This window comes from Pseudomonas sp. JZ134 (assembly GCF_051027695.1).
In the GTDB taxonomy this organism is placed as follows: Bacteria; Pseudomonadota; Gammaproteobacteria; order Pseudomonadales; family Pseudomonadaceae; genus Chryseomonas; species Chryseomonas luteola.
The window spans coordinates 1,438,049-1,451,987 of record NZ_CP069250.1 but is presented as its reverse complement, the minus strand read 5'-3'; the positions used below and the strand labels follow the sequence as shown (position 1 = coordinate 1,451,987).

Annotated in this window: 15 protein-coding genes; 8 read left to right on the top strand and 7 right to left on the bottom strand. The window is 57.4% G+C overall.

Annotation, left to right across the window (positions count from 1 at the left end):
• Positions 1 to 52: 52 nt before the first annotated feature.
• The 5 genes from JQR86_RS06755 to JQR86_RS06735 all read right to left on the bottom strand — a co-directional run bounded on the left by JQR86_RS06755 (position 53) and on the right by JQR86_RS06735 (position 3,523).
• Positions 53 to 1,018: a FecR domain-containing protein gene (locus JQR86_RS06755; protein ID WP_407362017.1), complete on the bottom strand. Its 966-nt coding sequence runs from the start codon at positions 1,016 to 1,018 to the stop codon at positions 53 to 55.
• Positions 991 to 1,503, bottom strand: a complete 513-nt coding sequence (locus JQR86_RS06750; RefSeq protein ID WP_407362018.1) for a sigma-70 family RNA polymerase sigma factor — start codon at positions 1,501 to 1,503, stop codon at positions 991 to 993. Before JQR86_RS06750 ends, JQR86_RS06755 begins: the two co-directional genes overlap by 28 nt.
• Before the next feature lie 148 nt (positions 1,504 to 1,651).
• The gene (locus JQR86_RS06745; RefSeq protein ID WP_010795004.1) at positions 1,652 to 2,365 is read right to left on the bottom strand and encodes a DUF2726 domain-containing protein; all 714 of its coding nucleotides are present in this window, start codon (positions 2,363 to 2,365) and stop codon (positions 1,652 to 1,654) included.
• Between the two features lie 148 nt (positions 2,366 to 2,513).
• Complete coding sequence (locus JQR86_RS06740) at positions 2,514 to 2,771, bottom strand: hypothetical protein (protein ID WP_010795005.1); 258 nt, start codon at positions 2,769 to 2,771, stop codon at positions 2,514 to 2,516.
• Positions 2,772 to 2,845: 74 nt separating this feature from the next.
• Complete coding sequence (locus tag JQR86_RS06735) at positions 2,846 to 3,523, bottom strand: M15 family metallopeptidase (protein ID WP_074823708.1); 678 nt, start codon at positions 3,521 to 3,523, stop codon at positions 2,846 to 2,848.
• Positions 3,524 to 3,933: 410 nt separating this feature from the next.
• On the opposite strand from JQR86_RS06735, the gene JQR86_RS06730 reads away from it, so the two are divergent.
• The 8 genes from JQR86_RS06730 to pdeM all read left to right on the top strand — a co-directional run bounded on the left by JQR86_RS06730 (position 3,934) and on the right by pdeM (position 12,642).
• Positions 3,934 to 4,713, top strand: a complete 780-nt coding sequence (locus JQR86_RS06730) for a transporter substrate-binding domain-containing protein (RefSeq protein ID WP_010795007.1) — start codon at positions 3,934 to 3,936, stop codon at positions 4,711 to 4,713.
• A gap of 77 nt (positions 4,714 to 4,790) precedes the next feature.
• Positions 4,791 to 5,531, top strand: a complete 741-nt coding sequence (locus tag JQR86_RS06725) for an ABC transporter permease (protein ID WP_010795008.1) — start codon at positions 4,791 to 4,793, stop codon at positions 5,529 to 5,531.
• The gene (locus JQR86_RS06720; RefSeq protein ID WP_010795009.1) at positions 5,528 to 6,238 is read left to right on the top strand and encodes an ABC transporter permease; all 711 of its coding nucleotides are present in this window, start codon (positions 5,528 to 5,530) and stop codon (positions 6,236 to 6,238) included. Before JQR86_RS06725 ends, JQR86_RS06720 begins: the two co-directional genes overlap by 4 nt.
• Positions 6,239 to 6,298: 60 nt before the next feature.
• Positions 6,299 to 7,411 (top strand): succinylglutamate desuccinylase/aspartoacylase family protein, encoded by a 1,113-nt coding sequence (locus JQR86_RS06715; RefSeq protein ID WP_010795010.1) that lies wholly within the window; start codon positions 6,299 to 6,301, stop codon positions 7,409 to 7,411.
• A 100-nt stretch (positions 7,412 to 7,511) separates the two neighbouring features.
• Positions 7,512 to 8,276 (top strand): ABC transporter ATP-binding protein, encoded by a 765-nt coding sequence (locus JQR86_RS06710; protein WP_407362019.1) that lies wholly within the window; start codon positions 7,512 to 7,514, stop codon positions 8,274 to 8,276.
• A gap of 120 nt (positions 8,277 to 8,396) precedes the next feature.
• Entirely contained in the window at positions 8,397 to 11,024 is a 2,628-nt protein-coding gene (locus JQR86_RS06705) for a ligase-associated DNA damage response DEXH box helicase (RefSeq protein ID WP_407362020.1), read from the top strand.
• 91 nt (positions 11,025 to 11,115) lie between these two features.
• Positions 11,116 to 11,898 (top strand): class D beta-lactamase, encoded by a 783-nt coding sequence (blaOXA, locus tag JQR86_RS06700; protein WP_074823702.1) that lies wholly within the window; start codon positions 11,116 to 11,118, stop codon positions 11,896 to 11,898.
• Between the two features lie 87 nt (positions 11,899 to 11,985).
• Positions 11,986 to 12,642 carry a ligase-associated DNA damage response endonuclease PdeM gene (pdeM, locus tag JQR86_RS06695; RefSeq protein ID WP_407362021.1) on the top strand — a complete coding sequence of 219 codons (657 nt, stop codon included), beginning with the start codon at positions 11,986 to 11,988 and terminating at the stop codon, positions 12,640 to 12,642.
• Positions 12,643 to 12,682: 40 nt separating this feature from the next.
• On the opposite strand, the gene JQR86_RS06690 is transcribed toward pdeM, so the two are convergent.
• Together JQR86_RS06690 and JQR86_RS06685 are read right to left on the bottom strand one after the other, a co-directional pair.
• Entirely contained in the window at positions 12,683 to 12,907 is a 225-nt protein-coding gene (locus tag JQR86_RS06690; protein ID WP_010795015.1) for a hypothetical protein, read from the bottom strand.
• 74 nt (positions 12,908 to 12,981) lie between these two features.
• Complete coding sequence (locus tag JQR86_RS06685) at positions 12,982 to 13,875, bottom strand: polyprenyl synthetase family protein (protein WP_407362022.1); 894 nt, start codon at positions 13,873 to 13,875, stop codon at positions 12,982 to 12,984.
• Positions 13,876 to 13,939: the final 64 nt, after the last annotated feature.

The window sequence follows — 13,939 nt, the reverse complement described above, 5'->3', positions numbered from 1 at the left end:
ACTTGTCACGCAAGAAGTGGAAAAGGCTCACCGCTGACTGAAAATATTCAACTCACGCTGTGCGAGGCTGAATGCTGATCCAGTAGCGCGTCCGCCGCTGGATGCGCACCGGCTGGGTGACTTCCAGCATGGCCAGGATGGCTTCTATGTCCTTGAGTGGATACGTTCCTGAAACCAGCAGATTCTCAACGTGCTCGTCGCACTTCAGCCAACCGGGCTGATAGCGAGATAGCTCCTGGATGAACTGCCCAAGCGGCATATGGGCTGCCACCAGCAGACCGTCACGCCAGGCATCCAGACCACTATCGAGCGGTACTACCTTACCCAGGTGATGCGCGCTAAAGCGTACCTGTTGCCCCGCCGTCAGGGTCGTGGATAGATCCGGCCGCTCGGCACAACGCACCTGAACGCTGCCAGCAAAAACACTCAACCGGCAGCCATCGTCGAACTTGCGAAGATTGAAACGCCCCTGGGTTGTTGAGACCATGCCTGCCTGGCTCTGTACCGAAAATGGCAGGGCTGAATGGGCAGCGTGTAACAGTATCTCGCCACGAATCAGCATGAGTTGACGCTGCGTAGCCGTGATGCTGACATTCACAGCACTGTCGGTATTCAGATCAAGGTGGCTGCCATCGGTCAGGGTAACCGTTCGCTGCTCCCCAATCCGGGTGTGGTAGTCCGCCAACCAGGGCTCGGCACGCTCCTTTAAGAGCCAGGCGGCCGGTCCCAGGAGGGCAAACACCCCCATGAGCTTCAGCGCCTCGCGGCGACCGTATGCGGGCTTGCTCAATACAGCCTGACGCGCAGCCTTTGAGGGCAACCCCTGCAGCCGCTGGTTGATGGTCTCGATCCGCTGCCAGGCACGCTCGTGCTCAGGATCAGCGGCCCGCCATTGTTGCCAGGCCCGATGCTCTTCCTCGCCTGCCCCCGCCTGCAGCTCTACCAGCCACTGCACGGCCTGCTCGGCGATCCGGGGAGAGATGGGCGCTGTCACGCCAGGCACTCTGCGAAATAACATTGCTGAGCGGCCTTGGCGATGTACCGCTTGACGGTTGCCAGCGAAATACCGAGGTGTGCGGCGATATCGGCGTATGGCATTCCGTCCAGCTGTGCCAACAGAAAAGCCTGTTTGACCGGTTCAGCCAATCCATCCAATACGCGAGCCAGCTCCAGAAGCGTTTCCAGAGCGATAGCACGAACTTCCTCACTGGGAACCTCCTGCTCAGGCAAGGCCGCCAACGCATCCAGGTAGGCCCGCTCGATATCCTGACGTCGGTAATGATTGAATAGGACACGCTTGGCAACAGTAATGAGAAAAGCCCGAGGTTCAGCAAGCCGGCCCAGCTCCTGACTTCCCAGGAGGCGAATGAACGTATCGTGGGTCAAGTCATCTGCACTATCGGAGCACCCCAGACGCCGGCGCAACCATCCAAATACCCAGGAGCGATGCTCATGATAGAGCTGGCCAAGATCCCCCTGTGGTGAAGTACTGCTGGCGTGCACACCGATATCCTTGCGCTAGAATCCTAGGCATTCACTTAATGATAATTGTTCTCATTATATGCAAGCCTGGATGATTACAACAAGGGTTAAGCTCAGCTTGCCACTATAAATGGGCTGGTATTACATAAAACGTTAGCGTCAGCGGACACTACTCCTCAATGCGTACGATGTTGCGGCAATCTGGAAAGGCGCTGCAGCCCCAGAAATAGGCGCCAGCATTGCTTCCTTGCCTGGCCTTGCGCATGACCATGGGCGAGCCGCATTTCGAGCATATCGGAGACGCTGCCTCGCTCGCCGCCTCCCCTTTGCTGGAGCGCCGGGCTGCTGTGCGTTTGCGCGAGGTCAAGGCCCCGCCCTTCTGTAAGACAGCCATGATCTCTTCCCGCACCTGCGCAGTCGAATAAGCCCCTTGTACCGGAATCTGGATAAGCGGCAAGGCAATCGCCCGACAGACGCCCGCCACAAAGAGGTCCCGTGCCTGCCGATCAGGCCGCTGGTGGGAGCTGTCATCCAGCTCGATAACCGCCACGAACGACAGGTCATCGCGGTTGCAGAGGACGTAGTCGAAATGTTTGGCGCTGATCTTGTTGAAGGCTCTGTACCAGCTCTTTTGGTCCCGAATGGCTTTCACGCTAGCCACATCTGCAATGCGGACCTTGCCAAAGATGCGGTAGTCCTCACCAATCGCCTCATCGAGTACGGTTAAAAAGGCGCGTTCAGCAGGTGTAAACAGCGCTTCGTTAAGCACATAGGGAAACGCTCGCTGGGTATCACGCGAACGCAGCGCGATGACGATACAAAGAAAAACAACGACGCCAAGCCCGACATAAAGCCAGGGATGCGCTGACAACAGATGAACCATGAGATGACCAACAGCAGGAAAGGCGAATAAAAACAGATGCGTTATACGCCGGCAGCCTATAACGATGCGGTGTTCAGGATGAGTGATAGTACAGGCAAGCCGATGGACTCTTGCGCTTCCATCGGCTTAACAGGGATCAGCTAAGGGCTCAGCGCTTGCCAGCAGACTCGTATGCGGCCTTGAGCAGACTGCGCAGCCGAAAGCTTTCCGCCATTTTTATGAAAAAGGCCAGAATCCAGACGATGAGCGGCAATCCGTACTGCTGAGTACCGCGAGCGAACTCAACACACATGGCGATGGTACCGAAGAGTGCCAGAATGAGCGCAAGCACGAACAGCGCGACCGACTTACCATCATGTGCAGGAAGATCACCCACATGAGAGGCATTTGCCCGAGGCTCTTTCACCGTCAACTCCAGAAAACAATAAACCTTCGAATAGCTTAGCCTGAACAGGGTATCAGGGGTAGCACATCCAGAAGCTAGCGCTCACAGATCATACGGACGTGTCGCTCGTACAGGTCCGGCAAGCGCTCGAGAACGGTTTCCCGTCCCAACATGGATGACTCGGCAACAACCTGCTCCAGCAGATCCAACGTCAGCCATTCGAGCGCAAGGGTTGCCAGTGGCTCATAACTGAGGTGCCAGGGCTCTTCATACATACCGCCCCGGTATTCCCGATAAGGTCGAAAAAAGCCGAACTGTTCGATGTGCGCATCGAGCCAGAGATGCAGCTCATGAAACACACCGCCGGGCTGCGTCTCCTCAGGCAGCAGCTGAACGACATACCCTGGCGGAGCCTGGGTCAGGTCAACCACATCGATTTCGGTGCCCCAGTGATGGCGGCTTGCGCCTGGCAGAGCTGACCAGTTCAGAATGCAGTCGATGCGCTCATCCACGGCAAGAGCAGACTGATCACGCACCTGGCCGTTGCGGTCATACAACGGCTTTTCACCGGCAAACTTACGGTTCCAGATTCTGAGCTGCGTCTTGTAGTCACGAAAGGCACTGAATGGATGCAAGGTAAATCCATCCCTCCGTGCAGCCTCCTGCATTGCCTTGAACGGCGCATAGACCTCACGATGGATCGCATAGCGTGGGTTATCGATCTGCAACAGATGCGTTCGCGCCCTGCCTGTCAGCTCCCATTCGTCAAGCATTACCCGCTCCCGTATACGCCTTGATCAATCTAGAAAGATCATGTCATCCAATCGTTTCGAATCCACCCACCGTTTCGCTGCGTTGCTACAAAGCGCACCTCTCTTGGGTGACACTTCCCAAATGGCATACTAGGCTGTATGCACATCAATTAGTTTCAAGATGCCATCATCCTTTCGCACCAAAGCTGTGCAGCCTCCTGCTCTCTTAGGGAATTACGCACATTTTAGGTGCAGGATAGTGAATAAAGGCTGCCTTATTCTTCCCGGACGAGACGCCTAGCCTACTCTGTGTTTATGGACATGACCTCAATATAGTGGCAGTTGGTTCGGTTATTGCTGCGAACAGCCCGTCATCTGCAGCGCGACCTCTGGTACGCACTCTATTGCAATTATTCGTATTAGGACGACCCATGAAAAAGAAATGGCTGACCCTCTCCGCAATTGCGCTGTGCCTTTCCGCGGGCTCTGCGCTGGCGAAGGACATTAAGGAGATTCGTTTCGGTGTAGACACCACCTATCCTCCTTTCGAATACAAGGCACCGGATGGAAGCTTTGCAGGATTCGATGTAGAACTGGGCAATGCCATTTGTGAAAAGCTGGCGGTGAAATGCCGCTGGATCGTCAGCGACTTCGACGGACTGATCCCAGGCCTGCGGGCACGCAAGTTTGACGGCATCCTGTCCTCGCTGACCGTAACGCCTCAGCGAGCCGAGCAGATCGACTTCACAGACCGCATGTGGTCAGGCAACTCGTCCATGATTATGAAGAAAGGTGCCAATCTAGAGCCTACGGCCGAGTCACTCAAGGGTAAGGTCGTTGGTGTTCAGCAGGGCACCATTCAGGAAAACTTTGCCAAGACCAAGCTAGCCACTGCCGGTGTCAAGGTACAGAGCTATCAGGACCAGGATCAGGTTTATGCTGACCTGACCTCGGGCCGCATCGACGTATCCATGCAGGACATGTTGCAGGCCGAAGGAGATTTCATGAAATCTCCTCAAGGCAAGGATTATGTCAACCAGTCGATTCGTGACGAGCTGCTGCCTGCCGATACCGCCATTGGCGTACGCAAGGGCAACGACGAAATGAAGGCCCTGCTGAACAAGGGAATCGCGGCCATTCATGCCGACGGCACCTATGAGAAGATTCAGAAGAAGTACTTTGGCGATCTGGATATCTATAACAACAAGTAAGATCCGCCCTAACGTCAGCGCCTCCCGCTTGTGGAGGCGTTGGCATTTCAAGACCTATAAGAACAGCGCGATCAAACATGCCGCAGACTTCGTTCGACACCTTTCTTGAAAACCTGGGGTTGGGCGCCTTCGCACTCCACGGTTACGGTCCTCTACTGCTGGAAGGCACCTGGATGACCATGAAGCTGGCTGTCCTGTCGCTGGTGGTGTCAGTCATCCTGGGCCTGCTTGGCGCTACGGCCAAACTATCTCCCATCAAGGCCTTTCGCCTGCCGGCCGCCCTGTATACCACGCTGATCCGGGGCGTCCCTGATCTCGTACTCATGCTTCTGATCTTTTACAGCCTGCAGAGCTGGCTGGGCGAGTTCACCGATTACATGGATTGGGACTACATCGAAATTGATCCGCTTTCTGCCGGGGTACTGACCCTGGGTTTCATTTATGGCGCGTACTTCACCGAAACATTTCGTGGGGCGATCCTGGCGGTGCCGCGGGGGCAAATCGAGGCCGCTACCGCATATGGCATGACACGTACGCAAACCTTTTTTCGGATTACCTTTCCGCAAATGATGCGCTTTGCCCTGCCTGGCATTGGTAACAATTGGCAGGTGTTGCTCAAGGCCACAGCGCTAGTCTCCATCATCGGCCTGAGCGATATCGTCACCGCGACTCAGGAAGCCGGCAAGACCACCTACAAGATGTTCTACTTCCTGATCCTGGGCGGCGTGATCTATCTGCTGATTACCGCACTGACCAACCAGGTTCTGAACTGGCTGGAACGTCGTTATTCTGCGGGTGTTCGGGAGGCTGTACGATGATCGAAATCCTGCAGGAGTACTGGCGCGCCTTCCTCTGGACGGATGGTTATGGTTTGTCGGGTCTTGCGATGACCCTGTGGTTGCTGACGGCCTCGATCGCCATCGGCTTCGTGGCATCGCTTCCGCTTTCCGTTGCGCGACTATCGCGCCACCGTCTCATTCGCTGGCCGATACAGTTCTATACGTATGTGTTCCGAGGCACTCCGCTCTATCTCCAGCTGCTGATCTGCTATACCGGGATCTACAGCATCGAAGCTGTACGCAACCAGCCACTGATGAACGAGTTCTTCAGGGATGCACTGAATTGCACCATTCTGGCTTTTGCTCTCAACACCTGCGCCTATACCACCGAGATCTTTGCAGGTGCGATCCGCAATATTCCCCATGGTGAGATCGAGGCAGCCAAGGCCTACGGCCTGACAGGCTGGCGGATGTACATTCACGTCATCATGCCGTCTGCGCTACGCCGCGCCCTTCCCTACTACAGCAACGAAGTCATTCTGATGCTGCATTCCACGACACTGGCGTTCACGGCTACCGTGCCGGATATTCTCAAGGTCGCTCGTGATGCCAACACTGCGACATTCCTGACTTTTCAATCCTTTGGTATTGCGGCGATTCTGTACCTCATCCTGTCCTTCACGCTCATTGGCCTGTTTCGTCTGGCCGAGCGCCGCTGGTTGGCCTTTCTCGGCCCGGCCCGCTGACCCTTCATGCAGGATGCCACGACCCGCAGGGATGCGGGCTGATTCATTAGGAGTTACCTCATGCGTCACGCCACACACGACCTGATCTCTCCGGTGCCCGGCACCGATCGCAAGATCCACAGCTTTCATTTCGGACCGCAGGACAGCGGCCGCAAGATCTACATCCAGTCCTCGCTGCATGCTGACGAGCTGCCCGGCATGCTGGTCGCCTGGAAACTCAAGAATCAACTCCGCACGCTTGAAGACGCAGGCCGTTTGAAGGCCGAGATTGTGCTGGTTCCGGTCGCCAACCCTATCGGGCAGGATCAGCAGGTCATGGATATTCACCTGGGCCGCTATGAGCTGGAATCCGGGCAGAACTTCAACCGTCGCTTCCTGGACATGACCAGCAAGGTTATTGCTGAAATCGAAGGCACCCTGACCGACGACCCCGCACAAAATCAGGCGTTGGTGCGCAAGGCCTTCAAGGCAACACTTGAGCGTGAGACCGCGAATAATCAGCTGACGTCTCAGCGGCTGGTTCAACAGCGACTGGCCTGTGACGCCGAGATGGTGCTCGACCTGCACTGCGATTTCGATGCGGTAGAGCATCTCTACACCACACCGGAAGCCTGGGATCAGGTAGAGCCCCTGGCCCGTTACCTGGGCTCCAAAGCCAGCCTGCTGGCCACTGACTCTGGCGGTCAGTCATTTGATGAGTGCTTTACGCTTCTGTGGTGGAAGCTGAATCAGCAGTTCGGTGAGCGCATTCCCATGGGCAGCTTTTCCGTCACGATCGAGCTGCGGGGCCAAATGGATGTGTCCCATGATCTGGCTGAACAGGATGCCCAAGCCATTCTCGACTACCTGACCCACTACGGCGTCATCTCCGGCGAAGCGCCGGCACTGCCGGAGCTGCCGTTCCCTGCCACGCCGCTGGCGGCCGTAGAGCCGATTGAAAGCCCCATAGGGGGTGTTCTGGTCCTGATGGCAAAGCCAGGCGATGTAATCGAAGCCGGACAGGTCATCGCCGAAGTGATCGACCCGATTGCCGACCGGGTAGAGCCTATCCGCAGCTCGGTGTCAGGTGTCCTGTATGCCTGCGCCAACCGCCGTATGGCCACAGCCGGCATGGCGGTCGCACGCGTGGCAGGCACCGAAGCCTATCGCAGCGGCTACTTGCTTTCGCCGTAAGGCTCGCTTCTGGCACACGGCGAGCCCGCGCAGACGGGCCGCCTTGTGGCCGTGCTCCGATGTCTAGAGCTCGGCCGTTTGATTGGAACAAGGACTTCATATGTACAAGCTGACCGTCGAAGGGCTGCATAAGCGTTACGGCGATATCGAAGTGCTCAAGGGTGTCTCGTTACAGGCCCGGACGGGCGATGTGATCAGCCTGATCGGTGCCAGTGGCTCGGGTAAGAGTACCTTTCTGCGGTGTCTCAACTTTCTCGAAATGCCGGATGCCGGTGTCATGACGCTGGATGGGAATCCCATTCGCCTGGAGCGGCACGGGAATGGGCTGCGCGTAGCGGATCAGGCTCAACTGCAACGCTTGCGCACCCGGCTGGCCATGGTGTTCCAACACTTCAACCTGTGGAGCCATATGACCGTACTGGAAAACATTACCCTAGCACCTCGCCGCGTGCTCGGCTTGGGCAAGCAGGAAGCCGAAGAGTGCGCTCGCGCTTACCTTGACAAGGTAGGTCTTCCTCAACGCGCCGCCGATCAGTATCCGTCTTTTCTCTCAGGTGGTCAGCAGCAGCGTGTAGCCATTGCGCGAGCCCTGGCCATGGAGCCGGAAGTCATGCTGTTCGACGAACCCACGTCTGCACTCGATCCAGAATTGGTAGGCGAAGTGCTCAAGGTCATCCAGGCGCTGGCCGAGGAAGGCCGTACCATGCTGATGGTGACGCACGAGATGGGCTTTGCGCGACAGGTGTCCTCACAGGTTGTGTTTTTGCACCAAGGCCGCGTCGAAGAAGCGGGGGCACCCTCTGAGGTACTGGTCAAGCCACAAAGCGAACGCCTGAAGCAGTTCTTGAGCGGCAATCTGAAATAAACCCTATGTCCTTGAGTGGCGGCTTTCTCTCTGCCGCTCAAGGATGTCAAAAAGGGAACCTGCCTACCGCTTGATACTCCGAAGCATAAGCATGACGGAGTCCATCAGTTGCCTGACGATATGATTTCTTCCCCCCGCCTGGGTGCCGCCTGGTTCGCTCAACGTGGCTGGTCGCCCTTCCCTTTTCAGGATGAAGTCTGGCGCGCGGTCGAGCATGGCGAGTCGGGCCTGCTCCATGCGACCACCGGATCCGGCAAAACCTACGCCGTATGGCTCGCGGCACTCAACAGCTTTGCCAAGGATAAACCGCTAACGGCCAAGGGTGAACCCAGCAAACGCAAGCAGGCGGCAGAGCCACTGAGCGTACTGTGGCTGACCCCTATGCGAGCCCTGGCCGCAGACACAAAGCGTGCATTGGAAGCCCCGGTCAATGATCTGGAACTCAACTGGACGGTCGGCCTGCGCACAGGCGATACCAGCAGTGCTGAGCGGGCCCGGCAGAGCCGCCGTCAGCCTACCGCGCTGGTCACCACGCCGGAAAGTCTCTCGTTGATGCTCAGCCGTGAAGACAGTCGCGAGATTTTTTCCAGCCTGCGCATGATCGTGGTTGATGAGTGGCATGAGCTGCTGGGCAACAAACGTGGCACACAAGTCCAGCTGGCCCTTGCACGGCTGCGCCAGTGGAACCCTGCACTGGTGATCTGGGGGTTGTCGGCCACGCTGGGTAATCTTCCCCATGCGCAGGAAGTGCTGTTGGCCGGTCATCCAGGCCGGCTGGTTCAGGGCAAGCTAGCCAAAGACCTTCTGGTAGACACGCTGTTGCCCACGCGCGGTGTGGAGCGCTTTCCCTGGGCTGGGCACCTGGGAGTACGAATGGTGCCCCACGTTGCAGACGAGATCGAGCACAGCGCAACCACGCTTATATTTACGAACACCCGAGCGCAGGCCGAAATCTGGTATCAGGCACTGCTTGAGGCCCGTCCCGAATGGGCGGGACTGATTGCTCTGCACCATGGTTCTCTGGACCGCGAAGTGCGTGACTGGGTTGAACTGGGACTCAAGGAAGGCAAGCTCCGGGCCGTAATCTGCACCTCCAGCCTGGACCTGGGTGTGGATTTTCTGCCAGTGGAGCGCGTACTACAGGTGGGCTCGCCCAAAGGCGTTGCACGTCTGCTGCAGCGCGCCGGGCGAAGCGGCCATGCCCCGGGACGTCCCTCCCGCGTCACGCTGGTGCCTACACATAGCCTGGAACTGGTCGAGGCGGCAGCGGCCCAGAAAGCCGTGGCCGCCCGGCGAATCGAATCCCGCAGCGCGCCGCCCAAGCCATTGGATGTACTGGTACAACACCTCGTCACCATTGCGTTGGGCGGCGGTTTCGATCCGCAGGCCTTGCTCAAGGAGGTCCGTACAGCCTGGGCTTATCGCGAACTGACGGACGAGGAATGGGCATGGTCCCTGGCCTTTGTTCGTCACGGCGGTCACTCGCTTACGGCCTACCCCGACTATCGCCGTGTAGAGCCGGATGAACACGGTATCTGGCGCGTACCGGACCGCCAACTGGCCCGCCGGCATCGCATGGGTATTGGCACCATTGTCAGCGAGTCGGCCCTACGGGTGCAGTTCTGGACCAAAGGCGGCGGTGGCGGCAAGTTGGGCAGTATTGAGGAAGGTTTTATAGCCCGCCTGAAGCCCGGTGATCATTTTCTGTTCGCTGGCCGCGTGCTGGAGCTGGTGCGTGTGGAAAACATGACAGTGTATGTACGACGGGCCAGCAGTAAGAAAGCGGCCATTCCACGGTGGAGCGGAATGCGTATGCCGCTGTCGGACGAGATGGCCGAAGCCGTCATTGATGAGCTTACCGAGGCGGATCAGGCGCGGTTCGCTTCTCCCGAAATGCAACTGGTCAAACCGCTGCTGGAGGTCCAGAAGCAGTGGTCTGCCCTGCCGACCCGCAATCATTTGCTGGGGGAAACGATGAAATCCCGAGAGGGCTGGCACCTGTTTCTCTATCCGTTTGCAGGACGACATGCACATCTGGGCCTGGCGAGCCTTCTGGCCTGGCGCATCGCCCAGAAACGACCGATCAGTTTTTCCATTGCCATCAATGATTACGGCTTTGAGCTGCTGTCGCCTAGCAAGGTGAACTGGGAAGAGGAGCTGAACGCCGAGCTGTTTTCCACCGCGACGCTTCTTGCCGATGTCATTGCCAGCCTGAACGCCAGTGAACTGGCGCAGCGACGGTTCCGCGAAATCGCCCGCATCTCAGGGCTTATCTTTACCGGCTACCCGGGCGCGCAAAAAAGTACCCGTCAGCTACAGGCCAGCAGCAGTCTTTTTTTCCAGGTGTTCCAGCAATACGACCCTGAGAACTTGCTGCTTACCCAGGCTGAGCAAGAGGTACTGCGCCAGGAATTGGATGTACGAAGGCTGGAAAAAGCCCTGAATCGCATGCAGGCACTTGAACTCAACCTGCACGCCATTGAGCGCCCTACTCCCTTCAGCTTTCCGCTTCTGGTCGAGCGTTATCGCGAAAGCATGAGTTCAGAGAAACTGGCGGACCGGATTGCACGTATGGTTCAAGATCTGGAAAACGCTGCTGGACCCGGTGATTATGAGCTGCCCGGCGAAGGAAATGACCTGCTGGGATTAGGTGCAGGAGAATCAGACCTGCCCGCTCGCCGCAAGGGGCGTGCTCCGCGTCAGACCAAAACCGGGCTTCCTCGTACAAAACAGCAAAAGACTGTGTAGCAATTCACGCTTTATCAGCATAGAGGATGAGTGCAATATCACACAATTAATTGACGCGGTAAAATTGACAACTGCTTCATAAGTAGTTGATATGAAAAATCTTTTTAGTGCCTTACTGCTATTGTTGTCGGCCAAGGCGCGTGCGCCTGAATGGCAGGAAAGTCCCACGTTGGCCCAATTGTTCAAGCGAGCCAACCTCAAGGGTACATTCGTGCTTTACGATGTCTCGGCAGATACGTTTACCGGGTATGACCGGACACGTGCAGACACCCGTTTTGTTCCCGATTCCACCTTCAAGATCGTCAACAGCCTGATCGGTCTTTCCACCGCAACCATTCGTAACGTGAGTGAGGTACTGCCCTATGGAGGGCAACCGCAGCCCTTTCCTGAATGGCAGCGTGACCTGGGGCTACGTGATGCAATCAAGGTTTCCAGCGTACCGGTTTATCAGGAGCTGGCACGACGTATCGGCCTTGAACGCATGCAGGACTTTGTGCGCAGGCTCGAATATGGCAATGCGCAGGTAGGCGACAGTGTGGACGATTTCTGGCTGGCCGGACCGCTCAAGATCAGCGCCCTGGAGCAGGTACGCTTTTTGGCACGCCTGGCACAGGAACGCTTGCCTCTGCCCGAAACCGTACAGGCAACGGTACGCGACCTGATTTGTCTGGAGCAGGGAAAAGACTGGACGCTGTACGGTAAAACCGGTTGGGTTCAGAACCAAGACCCTGACCTTGGCTGGTGGGTCGGCTGGATTGAAAAACAGGGGCTGGTCTATACCTTTGCGCTCAATATCGACATGCCCAACCCTCAGGAACGGCACTTGCGCATTGATCTGGGTAGGGATTGCCTCAGATCGCTGGGCATCCTGTAGACGCCGGGCAGCCTGTTGTCTGCCCAGGCTACGTTCCCAGGAACGAGGCTGTTAAAGTGGCAGGCTTTCCGCTGTTCTTGCATGTGCATGCGTACCCATATTCCCGTATTCCTTGCTGGCACTGAGGTGTGGTTGCTGGCTGACAAGGCCGTCTACTGGCCCGAGCAGAAGGCGCTGCTGATTGCCGATATCCATTTTGGCAAGGCAGCTGCCTTTCGTGCCCTTGGGCAGCCAGTACCCCATGGAACCACCGCTACCAACCTGGCTCGCCTGGATGCACTGCTGGAAGCCTATCCGACCGAGCACCTGTACTTTCTTGGCGACTTCCTGCATGCACCGGAATCCCATGCTCCGACCACGCTCAATGCGTTGGCGCGATGGCGTAACGCAAACCCATCGCTGCTCATCACCCTGATTCGGGGTAATCATGATCTACGTGCAGGGGACCCGCCCGCCTCGCTCAAGATCAACGTAGTGCCCGAGCCGCTCTTGATCGGTCCATTGGCGTTACAGCATGAGCCGGAATCGCACCCCAGCCACGTTGTGCTGGCGGGCCATATCCATCCGGCGTTCAGTCTGAGCGGCCGGGGACGCCAGCGTCTGCGCCTGCCCTGCTTCTGTCTGGATAATGATGTGCTGTTGCTGCCGGCCTTTGGTGACTTTACCGGCGGATGGGAGATCAAGGCCTTGCCGGGCCGAAGGATCTTTGTGGTAGGCGATGGTGGGATCTGGCCATTGGGCTGATCCTGGGAACGCTGCTACTGCAGCGTTCAACAGAGGTTCTTCAATCCATTTGGGCAATGCCAGAAATCATGATGCCGTAACGTTCCAGCAGCGCTACCGTGGGGGCCTCATAGTCCTGGGGCAAATCGGAACTGTCATAACTGTCGAGCGCCTGGTCCCGTACCAGTTGAGCGGCTTGCTCCATATCCGGTTTCTGTTCGGCTTCAGTTTCCACGACGGACGTGTTGCCATCATTGTTGGTATAGGTAATTTTCCACTTTGGCATCGCGCAAACTCCAGTAGCTTACTGAACTGTATCTTTAGACGCCGGATTGCGCCGCAGTTCTCTACAAAGCGCCTTTACCTGATGGGCTGCCCGAACAGCGCGTCCAGCATATGATCCAGCCCACCCCCCGTCAGCCCCATGCCTGCCAGCGACTTACGCGCTGTGTCCAGATGGTTCTCGAGCTGCGCCTGTACCGACTCGCGGCCCAGCAGCGCAACCAGCGTGGACTTGCCGTCATCCTGATGGGCATCTTTTCCCAGGCCATGGCCGTCCTGCAGGTCATCAAGCAGTTGGAAAGCCAGCCCCAATTCGGTAGCAAAACGATGCATCCCCTCCCGGACCGACGGCTTGGCACTGACGGCCAGAGTCGTCATGTCCAGCGCTGTCGTGAACAGGAGTCCGGTCTTGAGGTGATTGGTACTGTTAATAGCCTCCGCGCTGCGGCTTTTGGCTCCTTCGCGCAGGTCACGGTACTGCCCCCGCACCAGCCCTTGCGAGCCTACAGCAGATGTCAGCATGCACACCATCTGATTACGCAGGACAGGCGCAACACCTGATGTACTGGCGACGACGCAAAAGGCATGGCTGAGCAGCGCTACTGCTCCCAGAACGGCGACATCCTCACCAAACTGCACATGAATGGTAGGCCGACCGCGCCTGAGCGTGGCGTTATCCATGCATGGCATATCGTCCAGAAACAGCGAGGCGGCATGCACCATCTCGACCGCGCAGCCCAGATCCAGAATAGCCGGCGAAGAGGCATCCAGATCCCGGGAAGCCAACAGCATGAGCAATGGCCGTATACGCTTGCCGGGCGCCAGGGCACCCTCACGCATGGCGGCTGCGATCAGATCATCATTCTCGACCGGCGGAAGCAGCTCCTCTAGTCGGGTATCGATACGGGCACGCTCTGTTACAAGCTCGAAAGCGCATTCCTTCGGAAGTTTTGGCACTAATACCGTTGCCATGAGTCGAGATACTCCAGCACATGTAAGCGAGCCGACGAATGGTCGACACCAGCGACTCAACAAT